A 24,608-nucleotide genomic window follows, 5' to 3' on the forward strand; every position below is an offset into this window, starting at 1 on the left:
ACCTTATCCAGATCCTGCAGCCTGTCCCCCGCCAGCACCATGCCACCGCTCGCCACCAGGGCGGCCAGGTGGAAGTCGTACTCGGCGCGGCTGGCGTGCTGGCCCGGGATATCCCGCAGGCAGACGCAGTCGGGATCCAGCGCCCAGAGCCGGTCGTTTTGCCAGGCGCGGCAGAAGGCTTCCCGCGCTATCTGGCGAAAACGCCGGCCCTGGCGCTCCACGTCATCGCTCACCCGCATGCCGTGCACCAGGCCGAGGCTCGGCCAGATAGGGGCGTTGCAGCCGAGCAGGAAGGCCCCCTCCCCGGCACCGCGCAGGATGGCGGCCATGCCGCGTCTATAGGCCTCCACCCGGGTGGCGGCCGGGTCGTGGAAGCGGCCGCCGTGGATGGCGCCCCAGAAGTTCGCATCGAGCTTGAAGTAGTGAATGCCCCACTGCTCGCGCAGGGTGCGAAACACCTGCTCGAGGTGGGCCTGCACCTCGGGATGGGTGCCGTCCAGCACATACCAGGGGGTGCAGCGCCAGCCGCCGTAGGTGACCCGCTCCGAGGGCAGCGGCAGGCCATCTTCCCCCTTCACGAACCACTCCGGGTGCTGCTGGAACACTTGCGAGCCGGGCTCGGCGATAAAGGGGGCGACCCAGAGTGCGGGTTCGCAGCCGGCGGCGCGGATCTCCCCGGCCAGGGTTGCCACCCCCTGCTCGAACTTGGGGGAAGGGGTGAGCCAGTCCCCCATTTTCGCCTGATAGCCGTCGTCTATCTGCACGTAGCGCAGGGCCGGGAAGCGCATCGCCCGCACCGCCAGGTTCTCGCGAATGTCGGCGGCGCTCACGTCCGCATAGTAGTGATACCAGGAGCACCAGCCACTCGGGCGTGCGGGCACCTCGTTCACCAGCGACGGGTGTTCGGCCTCGATATAGTCCGCCAGCGACCCCAGCAGGGCCTCCCTGTCCGGCCCCTCCAGGCAGATCAGCGCCTCGCTCTGCCAGTGCTGGCCGGGGGCCAGGGTGCGCCCTTCGGCGTTCATCACTATCTCGAGGCGCCTGTCCGGGTAGAGGCGAAACTCCCCGCCAAAGCGCTGACAGCTCGCGAACGCCAGCAACAGCCAGCCCCCCTCGCAGGCCACCAGCAGCAGGTTGTGCACGGTGTGATAGCCGTCGTCGTCCGTGATGCGATAGACGCTGGCGTCGGGGCAGCGGCCCACCGGCTCGGGGGCCTGCCAGCTGCCCATGGTCTGGGCCAGCATCTGGAACCCCTCTCCGTAGATGGCCGCGTCGGGAGCAAGACCGAGATCCCCCTCAAACAGCCGCCAGTGGCGAACGGCCTCGGGGCTGGACCCAGTGTTGTCCAGCCTCACCCGGCACAGGGGGCCGTCCCACTGGCGGGTTTGCAGCAGGTGGGGAGGCAGGGCGGGATCGGCGGGCAGCTGGCGCAACCTGGTCAGAAAAGAGGGGGAAGACATGGGATCTCCTGCGTGTGATGGGAAAAACGCGAGGGGCCATTGTATCCCCTGCGGGTCAGTTGACCCTGTTCCATCCCCCCCGTGCCTGTTAAACTGCGACCTCGCTCACAGTTGCCAAGATGAGGCCCCCGTGTTGTTGCAACGCGCCTTGCGCTACCTTCGTGATTTTCTGGTCATCATCGCCTGCCTGCTGGCAGGCAAGGCCCTGGCGGCCCTGCTGCCCTTCACCTTCCCCGGCAGCATCCTCGGCATGCTGCTGCTGTTCGTGCTGCTCTCCCTGCAGCTCATCCGCTTCTCCTGGGTCGAGCAGGGGGGCGGCCTGCTGCTACGCCATATGGGGGTGCTGTTCGTGCCGGTCGCCGTCGGCCTCGTGGCCTGGCTCGAGCCCCTGCGCCAGTCGTTTGGCCTCATCATGCTCTGCGTCGTGCTCGGCATAGTGCTGATCCTGGGCGCCGTCGGCCATCTCTACCAGAGGATGAACAGACAATGATGTTCTGGTTGGCCCTGCCCCTGACCCTGGCACTCTATTTCATGACCCGGGCCCTCTACCGCCGCCTGCCCTGGCCCGTCATCAACCCGGTGCTGATCCCCACCGCCGTCATCATAGGTCTGCTGCTCTGGCTGGATCTGCCGCTGGATCAGTACCAGCACGGTACCGCCCCCATCACGGCCCTGCTGGAGCCCGCCGTGGTAGCGCTGGCGCTGCCCCTCTACCAGCAGGCGCGCCAGATCCGCGACAAGCTCAGGCCCATCGTCATCTGCACCCTCACCTCGGTGCTCATCTCGGTCTGTACCACCCTGGTAGTGGGCCACCTGATGGGGGCGGATCCGGCGCTGCTCGCCTCCATCGCCACCAAGTCCATCACCACCCCGCTCGCCATGAGCGTCAGCCAGTCCCTCGGCGGCATTCCCGCCATCGCCGCCGCCGTGGTGGTGGTGGTGGGGATACTGGGGGCCCTGGTGGGCTATCCTCTGCTCAGGCTGATGCGAGTGACCGACCCCGAGGCCCAGGGGCTCGCCATGGGGGCCTGTGCCCACGCCATTGGCACCGCCGCCTCCGCCGAGCAGGGGATCACCCAGGGGGCCTTCTCGTCGCTGGCCATGGTGGTGTGCGGCGTGCTGACCGCCGCCGTCGCCCCCCTGCTGTTTGCCCTCTATCACTGGCTGACCTGAGCCCGGCGCTCCCCTGCCATGGCCGCCCCTGCGGCCTTGGCCTCTTTGCCCTGCAATCACAGCCATAGGACACAGCCACTCCCCTGATGCTGCGAGCAAGCGCACAGATTGCGAAAGACAAACGTTTCCTTTACCATCCCCGCCCCTTTGCCCATCAAGGCGTGAGCGCGCTCACACATTTCGCCGCGCTTGCTCCCTACAATGGCCCCCCAATTGGCCTTTGAGGACACAGTATGCATCCCCGCTTTGCCAAGCCATTCGAGACCCTTTCCGCCCCGCTCCAGGCTGCCTTGCTGCCCATGCTGGGGGACGATTTCCAGGCCCGTTTTACCCCTGAGCAAGTGGCGACCCTGAAAGCCTCCACCGGGCTCGACGATCGGGCCCTGCGCCTGGCGCTGCTGCCGCTGGCGGCCGCCTGCTCGGTGGCCCCCATCTCCAGGTTCTTCGTCGGCGCCATCGCCTGCGGCCTGAGCGGTAGCTGGTATTTTGGCGCCAACATGGAGTTTGCGGGCCAGGGGCTGTTCCACTCGGTGCATGCCGAGCAGTCCGCCATCTCCAACGCCTGGCTCGGCGGCGAGACCGGGATCAGCGAGATCACCGTCAACTACACCCCGTGCGGTCACTGCCGCCAGTTCATGAACGAGCTGAGCACTGCCAAGACCCTGAAGGTCTCCCTGCCGGATGACTTGAGCGAGCTGCAGTCCTTCCTGCCTCACTCCTTCGGCCCCGCCGATCTCGACATCACCGATGCCCTGATGAGCCCCCAGGCCCACGACGAGCTCAAGCTTGAGAGCGACGATCCCCTGTGGCAGGCCGCGCTGGCCGCCGCCCGCCAGAGCTATGCTCCCTACAGTCAGGGCTATGCCGCGGTGGCGCTGCAGTTCGAGGACGGCCGCATCTTCTGCGGCCGCTACGCCGAGAACGCCGCCTTCAACCCAAGCCTCCCCCCGATGCAGATGGCCTGCGCCCATGCGGTGCTGAATGGCGAGGAGCTCACCACAGTGCGCCGCGCCGTGCTGCTGGAGAGCAAGTCCGGCCAGATCAGCCAGCGGGATTCCGCCCAGTCGACCCTCAAGGCGCTGGGGCGGGTGGAGCTGGAGTACCAGGCGGTCTGAACCACCGTTGCCTGCAATGACGAAGGGGAGCCACTGGCTCCCCTCTTTGCATTTGTGTTCAAGACTCCGCTCGCCCTTGTCAGGACTCCCAGATGATGCGCTGGACACCGGACCAGCGCTCCCCGATGTCTGCGTATTTCTGTTCCAGCAGATGGCGGCGGATCTTCATGGTGGGGGTCAGCACCCCGTTCTCGATGTTCCAGGGGCTCTTGACCACCAGGATGCCACGCAGGCGGGCATGGGACTCGAGTTGGCCGTTGACCCGGGTCAGGGCAGCCTCCAGCTGGGCGTCGACCCCGGCCTTGTCCCCCTTCATGGCACTCTCGGCCAATTGCACCAGGGCAACCGGCTGCGGCATGCCATAACCAATGACGCACAACTGCTCTATGATGGGTTCCTGCCCCAAGAGCCCCTCGATGGGTACCGGCGCCACATACTTGCCCTTGGCGGTCTTGAACACGTCCTTCATGCGCCCTGTGATGGTGAGGTAGCCCTCCCGGTCCAGCTTGCCCATGTCACCGGTGTGCAGCCAGCCGTCGGCGTCGATGGCCTCCGCGCTGTGCTCGGGATCCTTGTAGTAGCCCAGCATCATGCCGTCGCAGCGGCAGAGGATCTCTCCCTCCTCGGAGATCTTGATGGTCACCCCGGGCCCGGCCTTGCCGACGGTCCCGATCTTGTCCGCCCGGAAGGGGTAGTTGAGGGTGGAGTAGGCGTGGTTCTCGGTCATGCCCCAGGCCTCGGTGATCTCGATGCCGATGCTGTGATACCACTCGAGCAGTGCCGGGGCCACCGGGGCCGAGCCACAGCCCAGTACCCGCGCCTGATCCAGCCCCAACCCCTTCTGCAACTTGCTTTTAACCAGACCGGAGATGAGCGGGATCTTGAGCAGCAGCGCCAGCTTTTTCTGGGGCAGCTTCTCGTGGATCTTGATACGGAACATGGCCCACAGGCGCGGCACCGAGATGAAAACGGTAGGCCGGCAGCGCTTGACGTCCTCGATGAAGGTATCGAGGGACTCGGGGAAGGCGATGGTGGCGCCGCTGAACAGGCTGCCGCCGTAGATGTAGACTCGCTCCGTGATGTGGGCGAGCGGCAGGTAGGAGAAGCCGCGATCTGCCGCCGTCAGGGAGACCGCCTCCACCAGCTTCTCGCAGGACCAGGCGTAGCGCTCCACGCTCAGCATGGCGCCCTTGGGCTTGCCGGTACTGCCTGAGGTGTAGACCAGACTCAGCAGGGCGTCCGGCGCCTGCACCGGGCTGTCCGGGATGGGGTCATGGGCATCGAGCAGCGCATCCCACTGGTGGGCAGCCGGCATGGTGTCGTACGGCAGGGCGATGCGCAACAGATCGGCGGGCACCCCCGCCTCCTGGCTCTTCCAGTCGTCCAGCTTGCCAACGAAGATCGCCTTGGCCTCGCTGTGGCGCAGCACGTATTCGATGGTATCGACGTTGGCGGTCGGGTAGATGGGCACGCTCACGTACTGCCCCATCTGCATGGCCAGATCGGCGATGAACCACTCTGCGCAGTTCTTGGAAAGCAGCGCCACCTTGTCACCGGCAACCAGTCCCAAGGCACGCAGTGCCGTCACCATGCGCCGCGCCTCGTCGGCGACCTCACCCCAGGTGAAGTCGACGTATTCGCGGTGGATGGTCTGGCGAAGATAGATCCGGTCGGGACACTGCCGCTCCCAGTGATAGAGCATCTCGAGCGGCAGTTTGGTGGCAATGCGTGAGGAGGAGGCCATAGTTTAATCCCTGAAACAAAAGGCGAGCCTCATTATTAACCTTTTGATAACACTCAGGGAAGCAGATTACTTAAACTTCTGTTTGAATTGCGAAAGGGATCAAGCTTCCGCCTGCTGCTGCAGACGCTTCCACATCTCCTGCACCAGCACCTCGTCCTGCTCGGAGAGCTCCCCCTGCAAGATGGCCTCGTTCAGGCTGCGTAGCACATAGCTCTTTACGTCCCGCACTAGCGTCTTGCCCTCCAGCTCGGCGCGCGCCACCGCCAGCGAGATATGACCCCGCAGGTAGCCGCCCGCAAACAGCTCGTCCTCGCTGGCCGTGGCGACCATGGCGTCGATCAGTCCCAACAACTTGTGTTCAAAATCGTGAATCGTCATTTAACGCAGCCTCATTTCCGGGATTGCCGGCAAAAAATTCGGGGGAGTGGAACCGCGATCCGGTTGATCGCGGCTCTCTGGCGCCAGGCCAGCCGCATCCTTGATGTCCTATTCCGGGTTGGCCACCGGGTAGATGACCTGATCCTTGTATCCGGTGGTTATACGCAGATAACCACTCAACGACCGGTTCAGTGCCGGATCGTCGGTATCCACCAGCAGCGGACGGCCCTCGAGCGCCGCCAGCTTGGACTTGGTGGCGAGCACCTGGATATGGTCTCGCCCGACGGCCCGGATCACCTCTGGACTCAATTGCTGATTTCCGCGCCCGAACAGATGTCCCTGGCCACCGATCAGGGTGATGATCAGGCGGCAGCGACGGCCGCGGATCCGGGTCAGGATCTCGGCGGCGGAGAGATCCTGCCCGATAAGTTGGCCATTTTCCACCAGATCCACACCGAGCAAGGTATTTTCGAGACCCAGCTCGGCCATGCAGGCGGCCACCGTGCTCCCCGACCCCATCAGATAGAGAGTATCGGGCTCCATCTGCTCCACCACACCGGCGGCGAGATCGGCGAGCACCAGCTCCTCGGACTCCTTGCCGCCCTGCTTGACCGCCTGGACGTAGCGCAGATCCCCGGGCACCAGCAGCTGGCCGTAGTGGCGGGCGCGCACCTTGCCCGCCCGAAACGCCTCCTCATCAATGTCCATCACCTCCGCATCCACCAGACTCAGGAGCTCGCCCGCTATCATCCGCGCCGCCACCCGGCCGCTCGCCGCCGGGGTCACGCCGTAGACCCCGGAGTGGATCTTGCACCCCGCCGGGATGCCGAGCACATGGCAGGACTCCCCCACCGCCGCGCAGATGTCACGGGCGGTGCCGTCGCCACCGGCGAACAGCAGCAGATCCACCCCCGCTTCCCGCAGAGCCAAGGCGGCTGCCCGGGTGTCCTCGGCGCACGTCTGGGCCCCGGCTGGCTGGTAGACGATGCTATGAGGCAGCCCCAGCTCGGCGGCAAGCCGCTCCCCCATCTCCCCGGCCACCGTCAGCAGCTCGAACGGCGTGGACAGCTCGCACAGGGGCAAGAGGGCCTGGCGGCCCCGCTCCCGGGCCTTGGGGGTGGCACCGCGTGCCAGCGCCTCGGCCACCATGCCGTCGCTGCCCTTGAGACCGACGGCACCGCCGATGCCGGCGATGGGGTTGATGATGAGCCCTAATCGAAACATGTTTTCCTCCCGTTGGATGGCTGCCATTTTTATCTTTTCCCGCCACTGGGACAAGCCATAACCCCCTGCTAGAATGCGCTGCTTCAAATTTTTCAACCAAGGTTCAATCATGCTGGAATGGATTGCTGACCCCTCAGCCTGGGTAGCGCTCGCCACCCTGACCCTGCTCGAGATCGTGCTGGGCATCGACAACATCATCTTTATCTCCATCCTGGTGGGGCGTCTGCCGGAGGCTCAGCGCCAGAAGGCGCGGATCCTGGGGCTGGGGCTTGCCATGGGCACCCGCATCCTGCTGCTGCTCTCCTTGGCCTGGGTGATGCGTCTCACCGAACCGCTGTTCAGCGTGCTGAATGAAGCCATCTCCGGTCGGGATCTGATCCTGCTGGTGGGAGGCCTGTTCCTCATCGCCAAGAGCACCCACGAGATCCACCAGAGCCTGGAGGGCGCCGCCGAGGAGCCCGGCATGGTGAGCAAGACCGCCGGTTTCATGTCGACACTGGTGCAGATCGCCATCCTCGACATCATCTTCAGCCTGGACTCCGTCATCACAGCGGTCGGCATGGCGGATCACGTGCCCGTCATGGTACTGGCCATCGTCATCGCCGTCGGCGTCATGATGTTTGCCGCCAAGGCCATCGGTGACTTCGTCGACACCCACCCCACCATCAAGATGCTGGCCCTCTCCTTCCTGATCCTGGTCGGGGTCGCCCTGATGGCCGAGGGGTTGGACTTGCACATTCCGAAGGGTTACATCTACTTCGCCATGGCCTTCTCGCTGGTGGTGGAGATGATCAACATCCGCCTGCGCGGTCATCAGGAGCGGGCCAAATAGGCCCTCTCTTTCTGAGCCAACAAAAAGCGCGACCCTGGGGTCGCGCTTTTTTATTGCCGTGAGCGGGCATCCCCGCCCTTGCCTCAGAGGGCGTTGCGGGTGGCCACAGCGTCCGCCAGATTGCGCAGCAGCACCTCGGTGTCGGCCCAGCCGATGCAGGCATCGGTGATGCTCTGGCCGAAGGTGAGCTCACACCCTTCCACCAGATCCTGACGACCTTCCACCAGATGGCTCTCCACCATGACACCGAACACCGCCTTGCTGCCGGCGCGCAGCTGACCGGCCACGTCCTCGGCCACCAGCATCTGGTTCTTGAACTGCTTGCTGCTGTTGGCGTGGCTGAAATCGATCATCACCTTCTGGGGCAGACCGGCCTTGTCCAGCCCCTTCACCACCTCATCCACGTGGGCGGCGCTGTAGTTCGGCTCGCGGCCGCCGCGCAAGATGATGTGACAATCCGGGTTGCCGGCGGTCGAGACGATGGCGGAGTGGCCGTACTTGGTCACCGACAGGAAGTGGTGCGGGGCGCTGGCGGCGCCGATGGCATCGATGGCTACCTTGATGGTGCCGTCGGTGCCGTTCTTGAAGCCCACCGGGCAGGAGAGACCGGAGGCCAGCTCGCGGTGCACCTGGGATTCGGTGGTACGGGCACCGATGGCGCCCCAGCTCATCAGATCCGCCACGTATTGCGGGGTGATCATGTCGAGGAACTCGGAGGCGGTCGGCAGCCCCATGTCGTTGAGATCCAGCAGCAGCTTGCGACCCAGGCGCAGGCCGTCGTTGATCTGGCAGCTGTTGTCGAGGTAGGGATCGTTGATCAACCCCTTCCAGCCGACCGTGGTGCGCGGCTTCTCGAAGTAGACCCGCATCACGATCTCCAGCTGGCCCTTGAGCTCGTCGCGCAAAATCTTGAGGCGCTTGCCGTATTCCAGGGCGGCGACCGGATCGTGGATGGAGCAGGGACCGATCACCACCAGCAGGCGCTGATCGTCACCGGCCAGGATGTTGTGGATGGCCTGACGGGATTCAAAGACGGTATTTGATGCGGTCTCGGTCGCCGGAAACTTCTCAAGCACCGCAACCGGGGGTAATAACTCTTTGATTTCACTGATACGAACGTCGTCGGTTTGATGCTGCATGACCAAGTTTCCTGCTAAATGACTGCGATGAAGAAACTTCAATCTAGCCCGCGGCCGGGACGGTGTAAATAGAAAATTACATTCTTGAACAAGGAATTTTATCTGCGTACCTTGCAAGTTTGGATAATGCTGCTAAAGGGCGTTGGCAAACCGGGGAGAAGATGGGAGGCAAAAACGAACGGGCCCGCACAAGGCGGGCCCGACGGACTCAGTCCTGGCTGATGCTGGCCAGCTTGGCGAAGTAGTCCGGGAAGGTCTTGGAGGTACAACCCGGATCATTGATGGTGACCGCGGTATCGGACAGCGCCACCAGGGAGAAGCACATGGCGATGCGGTGATCGTTGTAGGTATCGATCTCGGCGTGCTTGAGCTGTTCCGGCGGGGTGACGGCGATGAAGTCGTGCCCCTCCTCCACTTCCACGCCCAGCTTGCGCAGCTCGGTCGCCATGGCATGCAGACGGTCGGTCTCCTTCACGCGCCAGTTGTGGATGTTGCGAATGGCGGTGGGTCCCTTAGCAAACAGCGCCGCGACGGCGATGGTCATGGCCGCATCCGGGATGTGGTTCATGTCCATGTCGACGCCGTGCAGGGGAGCCTGCTCGGCCTCGATGAAGTCGTCGCCCCAGGTGATGCGGGCGCCCATCTTCTCCAGCACGTCGGCGAAGTGGATGTCCCCCTGGATGCTGTGCTTGCCGATGCCGGTGACCCGCACCTTGCCCTTGATGGCGCCTGCCGCGAGGAAATAGGAGGCGCTGGAGGCGTCCCCTTCCACCAGGAAGTCACCGGGGCTGACATAGGTCTGGTTGCCCTTGATGTAGAACACCTTGTAGTCGTCGTGCTCGATGACCACCCCGAACTGCTTCATGATGTGCAGGGTGATGTCGATGTAGGGCTTGGAGACCAGCTCCCCCTTGATGTGGATGCGGGTGTCGCCGGCCGCCATGGGGGCCGCCATCAAAAACGCCGTCAGGAACTGGCTGGAGACGGAGCCGTCGACATGCACGTCGCCGCCCCACAGACCCTTGGCGTCCACCACCAGGGGTGGATAGCCATCTTTTTTCAGGTACTGGATATGGGCACCCGCTTCACGCAGGGCATCCACCAGATGACCGATGGGGCGCTCTTCCATGCGCGGCTCGCCCCCCAGCATGTATTCACCGGAGCCCAGACAGAGCGCCGCACAGAGCGGGCGCATGGCGGTGCCGGCATTGCCGAGGAAGAGGTTGACCGGCGCCGATACCGCAAAGCTGCGACCCAGGCCATGCACGGTGCACTCCGTCTTGTCGGCGGAGAGCTTGTACTTGACCCCGAGCTGGGTCAGCGCCGCCAGCATGTGGCGGATGTCATCGCTGTCGAGCAGGTTGGTGAGCCGGGTGGTGCCCCGTGCCAGGGCTGCCAGCAGCAGGGCACGGTTAGAGACACTTTTGGAGCCAGGCAGATTGACCACCCCGGCCACGCTAGAAATGGGTTCCAAACGCAACGAATTCATAGACTTCCCGTACGATCTCAAGTAAATCACCTGACCGGACGTTAACAGCCCGCGCCCCGCGCGGCAAGACCGTCTGTGGCACAAAACCGGGGCAACGAGGCTGGCGGTCAGGATCTTCTGGAAAAACAGACGCCGGGGAGCCCCCGGCGTCATTGCTATAAGGGGAACACGCCTCAGCCGTGACGCTTGGCAAAGCCATCCATGAAGCTGACCAGCGCCTTGACCCCTTCCAGCGGCATGGCGTTGTAGAGGCTGGCGCGCATGCCGCCGACGATCCGGTGCCCCTTGAGCGCCAGCAGACCGGCGGCTTCCGACTCGGCCAGGAACTGCTTGTCCAGGGCCTCGTCTTTCAGCTGGAACGGCACGTTCATGCGGGAGCGGCAGGCCGCGTCCACCTTGTTGCCGTAGAAGCTGGAGTCGTCGAGGTAGCCGTAGAGGAAATCGGCCTTCGCCTTGTTGCGCGCCTCCATCGCCTCGAGCCCACCCTGCTCTTTGAGCCACTCGAACACCAGGCCAGCCAGATACCAGGCGTAGGTGGGCGGGGTGTTGAACATGGAGTCGTTCTTGGCGGTGAGCTGGTAGTCGAAGATCGAGGGCACGTCGGCTCTCGCCTGGTTCAGCAGGTCGTCCCGCACGATGGCGATGGCCAGCCCAGAGGGGCCTATGTTCTTCTGGGCACCGGCGTAGAGGATGCCGAAGCGGCTCACGTCGATGGGACGGGAGAGGATGGTGGAGGAGAGATCCACCACCAGGGGGACATCGCCGGTGGCCGGGATGTCGAACATCTCGATGCCATCTATGGTTTCGTTCGGGCAGTAGTGGACATAGGCCGCGTCGGCACGAAACGCCGGGGTCGGCAACAGGTGGCTTATCCCCTGCTCGTTCTTGGCGACCCCCTGGAAGGTCTGGATGTCCCCGTATTTCTGGGCCTCATCCACGGCGCTCTGGGCCCAGACGCCGGTCACCAGGTAATCCGCCTTCTTGTTGGCGCCACCCAGCAGGTTCATGGGCACGGCAGAGAACTGGCCGCGACCGCCGCCGTGCATGAAGAGCACCTTGTAGTTGTCCGGTACCGCCAGCAGATCGCGCAGATCCGCTTCGGCCTTCTCGGCGACCGCCATATAGGGCTTGCCGCGATGGGACAGCTCCATGACCGAGGCTCCCAGCCCCTGGAAATTACAAAATTCGCGCTGGGCGCGTTCCATGACTTCAACCGGCAACATGGCGGGGCCGGCGCAGAAGTTGTAAATCTGTTTGCTCATGACGCTTTCCGTGAGTGGATGAGAGTGATCGATGACTCGAACGTTTTTACACGACAGGCCCCCGTCGGGGCAAAGGCTTTTTGGGATCCAGCGCAACCTTTTGCCCCCATGGCCGACGCCCCGCCATGGAAAAAGCCCTGAACGGGCCAGGGCTTGCAGCGAACTTGCATGGAAACGGGGCGAGACAGCACAGACGGCTTTCTGCGCCCCTTTTTGGCACATTTACAGCTTGGCGGTGAGCTCCGGCAGCAGGGTGAAGAGATCCCCCACCAGGCCGTAATCCGCCACCTGGAAGATGGGAGCCTCCGAGTCCTTGTTGATGGCGACGATCACCTTGGACTCCTTCATCCCCGCCAGGTGTTGAATGGCCCCCGAGATGCCGATGGCGATGTAGAGCTCCGGGGCCACTACCTTGCCGGTCTGGCCCACCTGCAGATCGTTGGCCACAAAGCCTGCGTCCACCGCGGCCCGTGAGGCACCCACAGCCCCGCCGAGCTTGTCGGCCAGCGCCTCGATGAGGGCAAACTGCGCCTTGGAGCCGAGCGCCCGCCCGCCCGAGACCACCACCCGCGCCGCGCCGAGCTCGGGCCGGGCGGATCGCACCGCACGCCGCTCGATGAGCCGGGTCCGGCAGGCCAGCTCGGGGACGGGAAGGTGTTCGACCCTGGCCTCAGGCCCATTGCTCTCGGCGCAAGGGAAAGCCGATGCCCGTATGCTGAGCACCTTGACGGGCGCCGCACTCACCACCCTGGCGATGGCGTTGCCCGCATAGAGGGGGCGCAGGAAGGTATCGGGCCCCTCTATGCCCGTCACCTCGGAGATCATCTCCACCCCCAGCCTGGCCGCCACCCTCGGCAGTAGATCCTTGCCGTGACTGCTCGCAGCCATCAGGCAGTGCTGGTAATCCCGCACCACGGGGGCCAGCAGTCGATCGAGCCCGTCATTGAGCCCTTCCGCCAGCATGGGATGTTCGGCCAGCAGCACCCGAGTGACCCCGTGCAACGAGGCCGCCTGCTCCCCCGCTTCCGCCAGACCCTGACCCAGCAGCAGCAGGTGAACCTCGGCGCCCAGCTGAGTCGCCGCCGTGACCAGACGGGCGGCGCTGTCCGCCAGCTGGCCCTGATGATGTTCGGCAATGATGAGTACGCTCATGGCAGCACCTTGATGTCGTCCGTTGATCTTCCTGTCCATTCGCCAACGCGCTCGCTGGCGGCAACCAGTTGGCCCGCAGGATAGGCCGTGCCCCTCAATGCGCTCATGGGATCACCTTGGCTTCGTTCTTGAGCCTGTCCAGCAGCTCGTCCACCGAGCCCACCCTGACGCCGGCGCGCCGGGGGGCAGGTGCCATCACCCCGAGCAACCGGGTCTGACCGGCTGGCTCGACCCCAAGGGCCGCAAAGGGAGCGCTCTCTATCGGCTTGCGCTTGGCCTTCATGATGTTGGGGAGCGAGGCGAAGCGGGGTTCGTTCAGGCGCAGGTCCACGGTCACCACGGCGGGCAGCGCCATGCCGAGGGTCTCGAGACCGCCGTCTATCTCGCGGGTCACTTGCAACTCTCCCTCCACCAGCCTGACGGCGGAGGCGAAGGTGGCGAGCGGCCAGTCGCACAGGGCCGAGAGCATCTGACCGACCTGGTTGTTGTCAGAGTCGATGGACTGCTTGCCGAGCAGCACCAGGCTGGGCTGCTCCTGCTCGCACACCTTTTGCAGGGCGCGGGCCACGGTGAGTGGGGTCAAAGTCTCATCGGTAACATAGTGCAGCGCCCGATCCGCCCCCAGCGCCAGGGCGTGACGCAGCTGTTCGGCCGCGGCCTCCGGGCCAAAAGTCACCACCACCAGCTCGCTCGCCACCCCGGCTTCGCGCAGCCTGACCCCCTCCTCCACCGCGATTTCACAAAACGGGTTCATGCCCATCTTCACATTGGCGAGCTCCACATCGGAGCCATCGTTCTTGACCCGGATCCTGACGTTGTAATCAACGACCCGTTTGACTGCGACCAGCAGCTTCATGGCGGTCATCCCTCGTATCGGTTGAGTGAATCCATTTTGCACTCTCACACTTTTATGCTGACAAAATAGTTTACGTTTACGTAAACTACCAGCACTACCCTAGGCCAAGTCGAGCGCAGAGGCAAGATGGAACGCGAAGCAATGGAATTTGATGTCGTCATCGTCGGTGGCGGCCCGGCTGGCCTCAGTGCCGCCATCGCATTGAAGCAACAGGCCCCGGATCTCTCGGTCTGCTTGCTGGAAAAGGGGGCGGAAGTGGGCGCCCATCTGCTCTCCGGCGCTCTGCTGGATCCCGTCGCCCTCAAGGAGCTGTTGCCGGATCGCTGGCAAGAGGCGCCGCTCGGCGTCCCGGTCACGGATGATCAGGTCCATCTGCTGCAAAGCGACAACCGCGCACTACAACTGCCCAACTGGGCGGTGCCACCGCGCATGCACAACGACGGCTGCCACATCATCAGCCTCGGCAACCTCTGCCGCTGGCTCGCCCGGGAGGCCGAGGCGCTCGGGGTCGAGATCTACCCCGGCTTCGCGGCGAGCGAGCTCATCGTGGAAGCGAACAGGATAAGGGGCGTAGTGACCGGCGATCTGGGTCTCGACAAAGCGGGCAATCCCAAGGCGGAGCACGTGCCCGGCATGGCACTGTATGGCCGCTACACCCTGTTTGCCGAGGGGGCCAGCGGCCACCTCGGCAAACAGTTGATCGCCCTGTTCACGCTGGAAAACGCCGCCCAACCGCAACGCCAACCTCAGCACTATGCCATCGGCTTCAAGGAGCTGTGGCAGGTGCCGGCTGGCCAGTCTCATCCCGGCCGGGTGCTGCACGGCAGCGGCTGGCCGCTCGGTGAGCAGCGGGGCAGCAAGAGTCAGGGGGGGGTTTATCTCTATCATCTGGCAGAGGATCAGGTGGCGGTCGGCCTCATCGTCGATCTCAACTACCAGAATCCCTGGCTCAGTCCGTTCGACGAGTTCCAGCGCCTCAAGCACCACCCCCTGATAGCAGAGACCCTGCAGGGGGGCGAGCGCATCAGTTACGGCGCCAGGGCCATCACCAAGGGGGGCTGGCACTCCCTGCCCCGCATGCATTTCCCCGGCGGCCTGCTTATCGGCTGCGATGCGGGCACCCTGGATTTCTCCCGCATCAAGGGCATTCACACCGCCATGAAGTCCGGCATGCTGGCGGCCAGCACGGTCGCCATGAGCCTGCGCGGCGGCGATGAGGGGGGCCGAGATCTGGCCGAGTATCAGGACGCGCTGCAACAGAGCTGGCTGGCGCAGGAGCTGCAAACCGCCCGCAACTTCGGCGCGGCGTTGCACCGCTTCGGCCCCTGGCTCGGCGGCGCCTTCAACTGGCTGGAACAGCGGCTGTTCCCCCGCGCCTCTCCTTTTACCCTGCTGGACAAGGAGCCAGACTATCGCCAACTGCGCCTGGCCAGCCGTTGCCAGCCCATCGACTACCCCAAGCCGGACGGACGGCTCAGCTTTGACAAGCTCTCTTCGGTGTACCTGGCCAACACCAGCCACGACGAGGCTCAGCCCTGCCACCTCAAGTTGCAGGACGAGCGCATCCCGGTGACGGTCAACCTACCCACCTGGGCGGAGCCCGCCCAGCGCTACTGTCCGGCCGGCGTCTTTGAGATCATTGAGGCCGAAACCCCGGAGGCGGAGAGTCAGCCTCGCTTGCAGATCAACGCGGCGAACTGCATTCACTGCAAGACCTGTGACATCAAAGATCCCAGCCAGAACATCGTCTGGACCCCGCCTCAAGGAGGCTCGGGGCCGAACTATCCAAATATGTGAGATAGGTAAACCGGCTGGTGACATCAAAGATGCGCAGCCCCAGAACATCGCCTGGACCCCGCCACAGGGAGGATCCGGCCCGAACTATCCCAATATGTGACCGCTGCGATTCAGGCTGGGGCTTGACCTCAAGAGGTTCACCCGAACAAGCCCCCATGCCCTGGCTATCCCACCGGGTCATGGGGATGTGAACAGCTGCTCCGACCTCGCCGTTTTTTTGAGCGAACAGGCTGAACCCCCGATGAATAGCCCCTGACAAGCGCGGCCCGCCCCTGTATAGTTCGCCGCATTCAGGTTGTCCATCGGCCTCGTTATGCTATTTCATGGAATCGCTTTCTGTGCGATCTAAGGCCGCATGAACCTGTGCAACCATCCCTGATTACCCATGACTTCTTAAGGGGGGACAGATGATCACCGCCTACATTCTCAACAACAAGGTGCTGGACATAGTCACGCTCGGGCCGGACGACATCGTCCCCGACAACACCGTCTGGCTGGATGCCTACAAGCCGGACACGGCGGAGCGAGAATGGTTGACGGGCCTGTTCCTGGAGGAAGTGCCGGACAAGGAAGAGCTGGACGACATCGAGGCGTCCGCCCGTTTCTACTGGGACACCGACGGCCTGCACATCCACTCCCTGTTCCCCCAGCGTATCGGCCGCGACACCAAGGGTGTCCACGTCTCCTTTACCCTGCGCAACAACCTGCTGATCAGCATCCGCGAGGATGATATCGGCTTGGTGCGCCTGCTGCGCCACTACATGCGCCAGGACAGGCTGGAGGTGGAGAATGCCCTCGACATCCTGCTGGAGGTGCAGAACCTCAAGGTGGAGTACCTCTCGGATCTTATCGAAGACGGCTACAAGACCCTGGAGAACACCGCCGATCAGATCTTCGAGCCGGATCAGATCAACTCCATGCTCAAGGAGCTGATGGCCCAGGAAGAAGCAAACGGCCAGATCCGTCTCTCCCTGCACGATACCCGCCGTGCCCTGCGCTTCCTCAAGCGCAGCCTGCGCCAGCGCATGACGGGGGAGCAGAACAAGTGGATCGACGAGATGCTGCACGACGTGGAGTCCCTCTTGCCCCACACCCAGTTCCTGTTCGACAAGATCAACTTCCAGCTGGAGGCCTCCATGGGGGTAACCAATCTGGAGCAGAACAAGGTGATCAAGATCTTCTCGGTGGCCGCGGTGATCTTCCTGCCGCCGACGCTTATCGCCAGCATCTACGGCATGAACTTCGGCCGCATGCCGGAGCTCGCCTGGGAGTACGGCTATCAGATGTCGCTGGTGCTGATGGTGATGTCGTCGCTCGGCACCGGCCTCTTCTTCAAGCGCAAGGGCTGGCTGTAACGTCTTTCGGCGTCAGACAAGCTGCACAGAGATTGGGGGGCATGGCCCCCCGATTAATTCCCCCGCCTTGCAAAGGGCCGCCCCCTGCCCCATATCCCCTGCATCAATAGTTCAACCCCGGAACGGGCCTTATGACCCTCTACCCCGAACACCGCTATGACGATCACGGCCAGCTGCGCCCGCCGCTCTGGTTTTGGCCCATCGCCCTCTTGCTGACCCGCTCGGTCTGGCTGTTTCTGATGGCCGGCGTCACCCGGGAGAGCGGCAGCGCCATCCTGACCCTCTTCTACCCGGACAAGATGAGCCTCTATCTCGGCCTGCTGACGGATGTGCCCGCCATGCTGGCGCTGCTGGCCTGCGGCGGCACCTATCAGCAGACCCAAAGCATTCGCGCCAGACTCAGGCGTCACAGTCGGGGCCTGCTGCTCTGCTCTACCGCGAGCGGTCTGGTGATGCAGTTGCACAGCCTCAATCTGCAAGCGTGGTCGTTCAGCTGGCCCACCGCCCTGGTGCTGGTCGCCAGCCTCTGGGCGCTCTGGTATCTGCTCAAGAGCCGTCAGTTACGGGACTACACCCGGGATCAACCCCATTAACAGGCACCGTCGGCCGCCTCATTGACGCATGACCCGGATCTGCAGGGTCTGGCGCTCGCTCCCGCTCGCCACCCCGAGCTGTGACGGATTGGATAGCGCGGCCCCCTGACCCTCCTGGCTGGTGGAGAGCTCCCCCACCGTCAGCCACTGACCCGGGGCGCCGCTCACCTCGGTGGCGCTCTGCCCGGTCTTGATGTCGCCCCGCTCAAGCCTGGCCTGCTCGCTACTGAGCGCAATCTGCACCCTGTCCCCGATCAGGGTGGCGGTGGCGTAGAGGCCGTTCATCAGCGGCATCATGCCCACCACCCGGCCTCCCTGCCAGCGATAGAAGGTGACCGGCTGATAGGAGCCCATCTGCAGCAGCACGGGCCGCCCCGAGAGGCCGCGCACCTGCCAGTTGTCCTGCTGGGTGCGCTGGTAATCCTCGGCCCCCCCCTCCACCAGCCAGCGCCGTCTGGCGTTGTCATTGCCGATGCCGATTCCCGCCTGCCGGCTGCTGGACGCCCCCGCTACCCGCCACTCGATGAGCAGGCTCTGGGGCGGCTGGTTGAGCTGATCCAGGGTGGCCTGAGCCTCCTGCAACTGGGCAGGAGTCCCACTCAGTACCAGTTGGTTACCCATGGCACTCACCACTAGCGCCGGGTATATCTCCTTCAGGGTTCGCACCATCCCCTCGGCCTCAAACACCGGGATGACTTTCACCTCGGCCCGCAGGGGCAAGGCCCAGAGTCCACAGCACCCGAGCACCCAATACCATCGCCAACTTCTCATCGTCGCCTCCACATCAGTTTCTTTCCCACCGCCTCTCTTGCATCACCTTGCCATCATGGGCCATGGCGCCCCGATTGCAATGGCAAGGGGCAAGCTGCCTGGCTCAGGACGGTATCATGAAGGTCCTTATCCGGCTCGCTTTCGAGCCCAAATAAAAGACTCATTGAGAGACCACCCAATACAAATAAAAATGGTTATCATTTGTTGTCACAACAATATCCCTCGGATACAATTCGGACTCATTTTTTCGAGTCAGCCTCTGATGAAGCCAGAACCTGTCGTCTCCTCCCCTGCTGCCATCCATCTGGCCCTGCTGATCAACATGCTCTCCATGGGCAGCATGATGATGGTGATGCCGCTCGGACCCGATCTGGTGACCAGCCTCGGCATGGCCCCGGAACAGACAGGTTACTTCAGCGGCGGCGCCACCCTGGGAGCCGCCCTGATGGGGCTCCTTGCCGCCCCCTGGCTCGATCGGGTCAATCGCAAACCCGCCCTGCTGGTGCTGCTCACCTTGCGTTTTCTGCTGCTGATGGCCTGTGCCCTGGTGCAAGAGAGCCAGCAACTGCTGCTGCTCTTCATCCTGTCCGGCTGCGTGGCCGGGCCCCTGGCCGCCATCCTGATGGCCGCCGTGCTGGATCTGGTGCCACCGGCCGAGCGTGGACGCCGCCTCGCCTACGTGGGTATGGCGTTTTCACTTGCCGCCATTCTGGTGGTGCCCGTCGCCCTGGTGCTGGCCCAGTGGCTCGGCTGGCAGAGCCCCTTCCTGCTGTTTGGCGCCAGCGGTCTGCTGCTGGCCCTGCTCTGCACCCGCCTGCTGCCCTCGTTGCCGGTCAGCCGCGCCCCGCAGGGCCAGGGGCTGCGCCAGTTGCTGGGCTCGCCGCTCTGTCAGGGGGCCCTGTGCATCCTCTGTCTACAGATGTTCGGCCACTTCCTGCTGATCCCGCACTTTGCGAACTACTTCCAGTTCAACCTCGGTTTCCCGCGCCAGCAGATCGCCGCCCTCTATCTGTGCGGCGGCCTCGCCAGCATGGCCACCATGCGCCTGTGCGGCGGCTGGATAGACCAGGGCCGCGCCCAGGGCGCCATCTTGCTCACCAGCCTGCTGCTGGCCCTGGTCACCCTGCTCGGCTTCGCCCTGCCGGTCGGCCTACCCGTCTACCTGCTGTTCACCCTCTTCATGGCCCTGAGCTCGGCCCGCGCCAGCACCACCCTTGCGGTCACCGCCGCCATTCCAGCCCCCCATCAGCGCGCCGCCTTCATGTCCTTCCAGGGCACGGTCACCAATGTGGCGGCCGGGCTCGGCAGCCTGCTCTCCGCCAGATATCTGGTCTCCGACGAGGGAGGCGCATTGCACGGTTTCGCCGCCCTGGCCTGGATCAACATCGGCTGCGGCCTCCTGGCCTGCATCGGCGTCTGGTTCCTCATCCGGGGACTGAAGAGCACAAGAGATAACAATAATCCTGCCTCTGGTACTGCCAGACAAGGAAGTCAGTGAGCATTTGGGCCCACCGCGCCCTACCCCATAACCTCTGTTTATTCATGGAGTTTTGACAATGCAGTTGCAGCATGGCGTATTTCGTTTGAACCCGATTTTGCTCTCCCTCGGTCTGCTGGCCGTACCGGGCCTGGCCCAGGCAGAGTCGGTCAAGGCCAACGAGACCATGGTGGTCACCGCCACCCAGACCAAGCACACCGAGCTGTCCGCCCCGGCCAGCGTCTCGGTAGTGACCCGTGCCGATCTGGACAAGATGAACGTCAACAACATCGGCGATGCCCTCAAGCACGTGCCGGGCGTCAACATCGTCTCCACCAACCCCACCGGTCGCAACGAGATCAAGATCCGCGGCATGGGGGGTGACTACACCCTGCTGCTGATCAACGGCAAGCGGGTCAACGCCCGCGAGACCCTGGGTAGCGCCTACGGCAACGACTTCGACTTAAGCTCCATCCCCATGGCCGCCATCGAACGCATCGAGGTGATCCGTGGTCCCGTCTCCTCCCTGTACGGGGCCGATGCCCTGGGGGGCGTGGTCAACGTGATCCTGCGCCAGGCCAAGGAGAAAACGGAAGCCGCCGTCGGCTACACCCACAGCATGCCCACCGAGGGTGATGGCGGCGATGCCAACCAGGCCAGCGCCTATGTTTCCGGCGCCCTCATCGACAACAAGCTGCTGGGCAGCGTGGTGGTGGAAGGTTATCAGCGCGACAACTGGAAGAGCGATCAGTCCAACAACCCGGACGCCGATGCCCTGGAGAAGCGTGAAGTGGTCAACGTGCTGACCAGCCTGAAGTGGCTGGTGGCGGACAACCAGGACATCGACTTCGATCTGGGTTACAACCAGAACGACATGGACAGCTACTTCAACAACGTGCCCCGCGCCCCGACCGCACCGGCCACCCCCCACAACGTGCAGAACCTGGATCGCCTGAGCCTGGGGCTGACCCACAACGGCCGTTGGGAGCACTTCGACAGCCGCGCTCGTTACTACTTCGAGCAGATTGATCTGATGGATGACTCCCAGCTCAATGGCGGCGCCGCCGACATCACCCAGACCAACAACACGGTGGACGGTCAGATCAGCGGTTACCTGGGTGATCACCTGCTCACCTCAGGCGCCGAGCTGCGCAAGACCGAGCTGGAGCACAGCCGCAACATCGCCAATGGCAGCGTGGATGCGACCCAGAGCGCCGTCTACCTGCAAGACGAGTTCGGCTTCGGCGATCTGGCCCTGACCCTCTCCGGTCGTCTGGATCACCACGAGACCTATGGCACCGAGTTCAGCCCGCGCGCCTACGCCCTCTACACTCTGACCGACGAGTGGGTGATCAAGGGGGGCGCCGGCAAGGCGTTCAAGGCCCCGACCCTGGCCCAGTCCAGCGAAGGCTTCTCCACCACCGCCTGCCGCGGCGCCTGCCAGGTCATCGGCAACCCGAACCTGAAGCCGGAAACCGCCGTCAGCTACGAGCTGGGCACCGCCTACGAGGCCGCGCGCATCGGCGCCGGGGTGACCGGCTTTCACAACGAGATCGAGGATCTGATCCAGAGCGATCAGTGGGGCCCGGGCTACCGTCCGACCGTCATGACCTACCTCAACGTCAAGGAGGCCCGTATCAAGGGTCTGGAGCTGACCGGCTGGGTCGACGTGCTGGACAACGTCAAGCTGACCGGCAACTTCACCCTGCTGGACTCCGAGGACAGGAGCACAGGGGATGATCTGGCCAAGACCCCGGATCACACCGGCAACCTCGGCCTGGACTGGCAGGCAAGCGAGCTCGTCAGCGCCAACCTGGCCTGGCAATATGTCGGCAGCCAGGTGATCAAGGTGCCGGCCCGCAACTCCCAGGCGTTCACCTCCAAGCACTACCAGACCCTGGACGTGAACACCAACTGGACCGTCACCCCGGCGCTGGACTTCAAGCTCGGCATCACCAACCTCACCAACACCAAGCGTGACGAGGTGGCCACCGACGCCGACTTCATCCTGGAAGGACGCACCGTCTACGCCGGTGTCGATTACAAGCTGTAAGCTCTCCCTGCGGGAGCCCCGAGATCGGGGCTCCCTTTTTGCGTTTCTACTGCCCCGTATCAAAGGAGTTGTTGCGTGCTCAGATACCAAGCACAGCTGTTCTGGCTCGGAGTGCTGCTCCTCTTGCTGCTGATTTCTCTGTCACTGGCCACAGGCGCCGGTGTCTATGGTGGCCGCGAGGTCGCCGGTTTCCTGATGGGCGATCCCGCCTTCCTGGCCGATGAAAAACTCGCCATGATAGTCAATACCCTGCGCCTGCCCCGCACTCTGGCGGCCCTGGTGGTGGGGGTCTGTCTCGCGCTCGCCGCCTCCATGCTGCAGAGCGCCACCCGCAACCCCCTGGCCGAGCCCGGCCTGCTTGGGGTCAACGCCGGCGCCGTGTTCGCCCTGGTGATAGGCCTCACCTATTTTGGCGTCGAATCCGCCTACGGTTACCTGCTCTGGTCCGGCATGGGGGCCCTGCTTGGCAACCTTATCGTGCTCGGCCTCGGCCTCATGGTGGGGCGCTCCAATCCCCTCAAGCTCATCCTGGTGGGGGTCGCCCTCTCCGCCACCTTCGGCGGCCTCTCCAACTTCCTGCTGCTCTCCAACCGGGTGGTGCTGGAGCAGTTCCGCTTCTGGAACTTAGGGTCCCTTGCCGCCTCCAGCCTGGAGTCCGTGCTGACGGTCACTCCCTTCGCGCTGGCCGCCCTGCTGCTGACCCTGGCGCTCTGCCGCCAGCTCACCCTGATGCAGATGGGGGACAACCAGGCCCAGGCCCTCGGCATCCGGCCGACCCGGGTGCGCATCGGCGTGCTGCTGGCCGCCACCCTGTTCACCGCCTGCGCCATCGCCATCGCCGGCCCCATCGGCTTCGTCGGCTTCCTGGCCGCCTACTGCGCCCGCCTGGTGGAGCCGGTGCGCCTCGCCATCCAGGTGCGCTTCTCCGCCCTGTTCGGGGTGCTGTTCCTGCTCGGTGCCGACATACTGGCGCGCTGGCTGCTGCAGCCGTTCGAGCTGCCCAACGGCGTCATTCTGGCGCTGATCGGCGCCCCCGTGCTCATCCTGGTGGTGCGCAGCGGCGGCTTCCGCTCCCTGCTGGCCGTCAAATAAGGTGCCCTCCCATGAACAACCCCACGAATGACACCCTGACGGGCTCCCTGCCCGGGACCCTGGTCCCCACCGGCACCCTGCGCCTGCGCCTCGGCCGCCGCACCCTGCTGCTGGAGCGCCGCGCCTGGCTCGTCACCCTGGCGCTGGTGCTCGCCCTCACCCTGCTCTCCCTGCTGGCCCTGACCCTGGGCTCAGGCAAGATCACCATGCCGGGAGTGATCCAGACACTGCTTGGAGAGGGGAGCCGACTCGACCAGGTGACAGTGTTCAAGATCCGGCTGCCGCGCATCGTCGCCGTGCTGGTGGCTGGCGCCGCCATGGGCCTCTCCGGCTGCCTGGTGCAGACCCTGGTCCGCAACCGCCTCGCCACCCCGGACATGATAGGGGTCAACGAGGGTGCGTCCCTTGCCATCATCATCTTCTCCCTCTACCTGACCCTCGGCAGCTGGCCCTGGTGGGCCGCCCCGTTCGGTGCCCTGTTTGCCGCCGCCGTGCTCTATGCCCTGTGCAACAAGCCGGGGGAGCAAGGCTACCTGTTCGTGGTGATCGGCATCGGCGTCTCCGAGCTGATGAACGCCATCGGCCAGTTCGCCATGTCCACCCAGTCCCTGGTGCACCTCACCAGCCTTTATCTCTGGAACATGGGCAACTTCGTCGGTCAGGGCTACGGCACTGTGCTGCCGGTGGGGATACTGATCCTGCTGGTCTGCCCCTGGGTCGTCTATCTCTCCCGCGCCCTCGGCGTGCTGCGTCTCGGGCCCGTCACCGCCCGAACCCTGGGGGTAAACGTGAACCGGGTACAGCTCGGGGTGCTGGCCCAGGCCACCATAGTCGCGGCCCTTGGCACCGCCATCGGCGGCCCCGTGGTCTTCATCGCCATGGCGGCCCCCATACTCGCCTCCTGGCTCTCCCGGGATCGCATAGTGCCGCTCTGGATTGCGGCCCTGTGCGGCGCCCTGATGCTGCTCGCCAGCGACACCCTGGTGCGGGTACTGGCCAGCCCCCACGAGGTGGCCACCGGCATCATGACCCGCATTCTCGGCGGCCTGTTGCTGCTGTTCATCCTGATCAAAGACAGACAACGGGCGGACTGACCATGCCATTCATCCATTTTCAAGACAGACCGAGGGCCTCCTGATGACGCTCACCGTGAATCGACTCCATTTCGGCTATCAGCACAAGGCCATCTTCAAGGAGATCTCCCTCTCCATCCCCCAGGGCAAGCTGGTGGGCATCGTCGGCCCCAACGGGGGCGGCAAGTCCACCCTGCTCAAACTGCTGGCGGGCCAGGAGCAGCCCCAGTCCGGGGAGATACTGCTCAAGGGCAAGCCCCTGGGGAGCTATGGCATGAAGGCCCTGGCCCGGGAGCTGGCCTACCTGCCCCAGCGCCCCCTGGTGCCGCCCGGCATCCGGGTCGAGCAGCTGGTGCAGTACGGCCGCCATCCCCATCAGGGCTGGTTCACCCAGTGGAGCGAGGAGGACGCCCGCATGGTGGGCTGGGCCAGGGAGCGGATGCAGCTCGATGCCATCTGGCAGCAGAGCGCCAACTCGCTGTCCGGCGGCCAGGCCCAGCGGGTCTGGCTCGCCATGGTGCTGGCCCAGGATGCGGATCTCATCTTGCTGGACGAGCCCACCAGCGCCCTGGA

At 64.4% G+C, this 24,608-nt stretch carries 22 protein-coding genes; 12 read left to right on the plus strand and 10 right to left on the minus strand.

Annotated elements, in window-relative coordinates; translation table 11 throughout:
- Positions 1-1,460: glycoside hydrolase family 36 protein (locus tag BN1127_RS04405; RefSeq protein ID WP_042648650.1), on the minus strand; the 1,460-nt coding region annotated here is incomplete at its 3' end.
- A gap of 130 nt (positions 1,461-1,590) precedes the next feature.
- Here BN1127_RS04405 and BN1127_RS04410 point away from each other — a divergent pair.
- The 3 genes from BN1127_RS04410 (at position 1,591) to cdd (ending at position 3,748) form a co-directional block, all read left to right on the plus strand.
- On the plus strand, positions 1,591-1,950 hold the full coding sequence (locus BN1127_RS04410; RefSeq protein ID WP_005332952.1) for a CidA/LrgA family protein: 360 nt from the start codon (positions 1,591-1,593) through the stop codon (positions 1,948-1,950).
- A complete protein-coding gene (locus tag BN1127_RS04415; RefSeq protein WP_042648651.1) occupies positions 1,947-2,633 on the plus strand; it encodes an LrgB family protein in 687 nt (228 codons plus the stop codon). Before BN1127_RS04410 ends, BN1127_RS04415 begins: the two co-directional genes overlap by 4 nt.
- 233 nt (positions 2,634-2,866) lie before the next feature.
- Positions 2,867-3,748, plus strand: coding sequence for a cytidine deaminase (gene cdd, locus BN1127_RS04420; protein ID WP_042648652.1), 882 nt, complete (start codon positions 2,867-2,869; stop codon positions 3,746-3,748).
- A gap of 79 nt (positions 3,749-3,827) precedes the next feature.
- On the opposite strand, the gene BN1127_RS04425 is transcribed toward cdd, so the two are convergent.
- From BN1127_RS04425 to BN1127_RS04435, 3 genes are all read right to left on the minus strand, one after another.
- Positions 3,828-5,492: an AMP-binding protein gene (locus tag BN1127_RS04425; protein ID WP_042648653.1), complete on the minus strand. Its 1,665-nt coding sequence runs from the start codon at positions 5,490-5,492 to the stop codon at positions 3,828-3,830.
- A 99-nt stretch (positions 5,493-5,591) separates the two neighbouring features.
- Positions 5,592-5,870 (minus strand): YfcL family protein, encoded by a 279-nt coding sequence (locus BN1127_RS04430; RefSeq protein ID WP_005332956.1) that lies wholly within the window; start codon positions 5,868-5,870, stop codon positions 5,592-5,594.
- 108 nt (positions 5,871-5,978) lie between these two features.
- Complete coding sequence (locus BN1127_RS04435; protein WP_042648669.1) at positions 5,979-7,094, minus strand: ATP-NAD kinase family protein; 1,116 nt, start codon at positions 7,092-7,094, stop codon at positions 5,979-5,981.
- 109 nt (positions 7,095-7,203) lie between these two features.
- On the opposite strand from BN1127_RS04435, the gene BN1127_RS04440 reads away from it, so the two are divergent.
- On the plus strand, positions 7,204-7,926 hold the full coding sequence (locus tag BN1127_RS04440) for a TerC family protein (protein ID WP_404838290.1): 723 nt from the start codon (positions 7,204-7,206) through the stop codon (positions 7,924-7,926).
- A gap of 83 nt (positions 7,927-8,009) precedes the next feature.
- Here the strand turns inward: BN1127_RS04440 and aroG are convergent, their stop codons facing one another.
- From aroG to BN1127_RS04465, 5 genes are all read right to left on the minus strand, one after another.
- Positions 8,010-9,065, minus strand: coding sequence for a 3-deoxy-7-phosphoheptulonate synthase AroG (aroG, locus tag BN1127_RS04445; protein WP_042648655.1), 1,056 nt, complete (start codon positions 9,063-9,065; stop codon positions 8,010-8,012).
- A 208-nt stretch (positions 9,066-9,273) separates the two neighbouring features.
- Complete coding sequence (aroA, locus tag BN1127_RS04450; protein ID WP_042648656.1) at positions 9,274-10,554, minus strand: 3-phosphoshikimate 1-carboxyvinyltransferase; 1,281 nt, start codon at positions 10,552-10,554, stop codon at positions 9,274-9,276.
- A gap of 173 nt (positions 10,555-10,727) precedes the next feature.
- Positions 10,728-11,816 carry a 3-phosphoserine/phosphohydroxythreonine transaminase gene (gene serC, locus BN1127_RS04455; protein ID WP_042648657.1) on the minus strand — a complete coding sequence of 363 codons (1,089 nt, stop codon included), beginning with the start codon at positions 11,814-11,816 and terminating at the stop codon, positions 10,728-10,730.
- A gap of 222 nt (positions 11,817-12,038) precedes the next feature.
- Positions 12,039-12,968, minus strand: a complete 930-nt coding sequence (locus tag BN1127_RS04460) for an electron transfer flavoprotein subunit alpha/FixB family protein (protein WP_042648658.1) — start codon at positions 12,966-12,968, stop codon at positions 12,039-12,041.
- 103 nt (positions 12,969-13,071) lie between these two features.
- Positions 13,072-13,824 carry an electron transfer flavoprotein subunit beta/FixA family protein gene (locus BN1127_RS04465; RefSeq protein WP_042648670.1) on the minus strand — a complete coding sequence of 251 codons (753 nt, stop codon included), beginning with the start codon at positions 13,822-13,824 and terminating at the stop codon, positions 13,072-13,074.
- 126 nt (positions 13,825-13,950) lie between these two features.
- Here BN1127_RS04465 and BN1127_RS04470 point away from each other — a divergent pair, with 126 nt between their 5' ends.
- The 3 genes from BN1127_RS04470 (at position 13,951) to BN1127_RS04480 (ending at position 17,569) form a co-directional block, all read left to right on the plus strand.
- Positions 13,951-15,621: an electron transfer flavoprotein-ubiquinone oxidoreductase gene (locus tag BN1127_RS04470; protein ID WP_042648659.1), complete on the plus strand. Its 1,671-nt coding sequence runs from the start codon at positions 13,951-13,953 to the stop codon at positions 15,619-15,621.
- A gap of 407 nt (positions 15,622-16,028) precedes the next feature.
- Entirely contained in the window at positions 16,029-16,976 is a 948-nt protein-coding gene (corA, locus tag BN1127_RS04475; protein ID WP_005332981.1) for a magnesium/cobalt transporter CorA, read from the plus strand.
- A 131-nt stretch (positions 16,977-17,107) separates the two neighbouring features.
- On the plus strand, positions 17,108-17,569 hold the full coding sequence (locus BN1127_RS04480; RefSeq protein ID WP_042648660.1) for a DUF2919 domain-containing protein: 462 nt from the start codon (positions 17,108-17,110) through the stop codon (positions 17,567-17,569).
- A gap of 18 nt (positions 17,570-17,587) precedes the next feature.
- On the opposite strand, the gene BN1127_RS04485 is transcribed toward BN1127_RS04480, so the two are convergent.
- On the minus strand, positions 17,588-18,340 hold the full coding sequence (locus BN1127_RS04485) for a hypothetical protein (RefSeq protein ID WP_042648661.1): 753 nt from the start codon (positions 18,338-18,340) through the stop codon (positions 17,588-17,590).
- Positions 18,341-18,602: 262 nt separating this feature from the next.
- Between BN1127_RS04485 and BN1127_RS04490 the strand changes: the two genes are divergently transcribed.
- The 5 genes from BN1127_RS04490 to BN1127_RS04510 all read left to right on the plus strand — a co-directional run.
- The gene (locus BN1127_RS04490) at positions 18,603-19,838 is read left to right on the plus strand and encodes an MFS transporter (RefSeq protein ID WP_042648662.1); all 1,236 of its coding nucleotides are present in this window, start codon (positions 18,603-18,605) and stop codon (positions 19,836-19,838) included.
- 58 nt (positions 19,839-19,896) lie between these two features.
- Entirely contained in the window at positions 19,897-21,870 is a 1,974-nt protein-coding gene (locus BN1127_RS04495; RefSeq protein ID WP_042648663.1) for a siderophore amonabactin TonB-dependent receptor, read from the plus strand.
- A gap of 75 nt (positions 21,871-21,945) precedes the next feature.
- On the plus strand, positions 21,946-22,962 hold the full coding sequence (locus BN1127_RS04500; RefSeq protein ID WP_042648664.1) for an amonabactin ABC transporter permease subunit 2: 1,017 nt from the start codon (positions 21,946-21,948) through the stop codon (positions 22,960-22,962).
- An 11-nt stretch (positions 22,963-22,973) separates the two neighbouring features.
- A complete protein-coding gene (locus BN1127_RS04505) occupies positions 22,974-24,056 on the plus strand; it encodes an amonabactin ABC transporter permease subunit 1 (RefSeq protein ID WP_042648665.1) in 1,083 nt (360 codons plus the stop codon).
- Between the two features lie 43 nt (positions 24,057-24,099).
- The coding region (locus tag BN1127_RS04510; protein ID WP_042648666.1) for an ABC transporter ATP-binding protein at positions 24,100-24,608 on the plus strand (509 nt) is incomplete at its 3' end.

Origin of the sequence: Aeromonas media, assembly GCF_000819985.1 — a bacterium.
Lineage (GTDB): Bacteria > Pseudomonadota > Gammaproteobacteria > Enterobacterales > Aeromonadaceae > Aeromonas > Aeromonas media.

Coding starts and splice junctions, on each gene's coding strand:
- BN1127_RS04415 (WP_042648651.1), top strand. CDS start 1,947: ATGATGTTCTGGTTGGCCCTGCCCCTGACCCTGGCACTCTATTTCATG.
- cdd (WP_042648652.1), top strand. CDS start 2,867: ATGCATCCCCGCTTTGCCAAGCCATTCGAGACCCTTTCCGCCCCGCTC.
- BN1127_RS04425 (WP_042648653.1), bottom strand. CDS start 5,492: ATGGCCTCCTCCTCACGCATTGCCACCAAACTGCCGCTCGAGATGCTC.
- BN1127_RS04430 (WP_005332956.1), bottom strand. CDS start 5,870: ATGACGATTCACGATTTTGAACACAAGTTGTTGGGACTGATCGACGCC.
- BN1127_RS04435 (WP_042648669.1), bottom strand. CDS start 7,094: ATGTTTCGATTAGGGCTCATCATCAACCCCATCGCCGGCATCGGCGGT.
- BN1127_RS04440 (WP_404838290.1), top strand. CDS start 7,204: ATGCTGGAATGGATTGCTGACCCCTCAGCCTGGGTAGCGCTCGCCACC.
- aroG (WP_042648655.1), bottom strand. CDS start 9,065: ATGCAGCATCAAACCGACGACGTTCGTATCAGTGAAATCAAAGAGTTA.
- aroA (WP_042648656.1), bottom strand. CDS start 10,554: ATGAATTCGTTGCGTTTGGAACCCATTTCTAGCGTGGCCGGGGTGGTC.
- serC (WP_042648657.1), bottom strand. CDS start 11,816: ATGAGCAAACAGATTTACAACTTCTGCGCCGGCCCCGCCATGTTGCCG.
- BN1127_RS04460 (WP_042648658.1), bottom strand. CDS start 12,968: ATGAGCGTACTCATCATTGCCGAACATCATCAGGGCCAGCTGGCGGAC.
- BN1127_RS04465 (WP_042648670.1), bottom strand. CDS start 13,824: ATGAAGCTGCTGGTCGCAGTCAAACGGGTCGTTGATTACAACGTCAGG.
- BN1127_RS04470 (WP_042648659.1), top strand. CDS start 13,951: ATGGAACGCGAAGCAATGGAATTTGATGTCGTCATCGTCGGTGGCGGC.
- corA (WP_005332981.1), top strand. CDS start 16,029: ATGATCACCGCCTACATTCTCAACAACAAGGTGCTGGACATAGTCACG.
- BN1127_RS04480 (WP_042648660.1), top strand. CDS start 17,108: ATGACCCTCTACCCCGAACACCGCTATGACGATCACGGCCAGCTGCGC.
- BN1127_RS04485 (WP_042648661.1), bottom strand. CDS start 18,340: ATGAGAAGTTGGCGATGGTATTGGGTGCTCGGGTGCTGTGGACTCTGG.
- BN1127_RS04490 (WP_042648662.1), top strand. CDS start 18,603: ATGAAGCCAGAACCTGTCGTCTCCTCCCCTGCTGCCATCCATCTGGCC.
- BN1127_RS04495 (WP_042648663.1), top strand. CDS start 19,897: ATGCAGTTGCAGCATGGCGTATTTCGTTTGAACCCGATTTTGCTCTCC.
- BN1127_RS04505 (WP_042648665.1), top strand. CDS start 22,974: ATGAACAACCCCACGAATGACACCCTGACGGGCTCCCTGCCCGGGACC.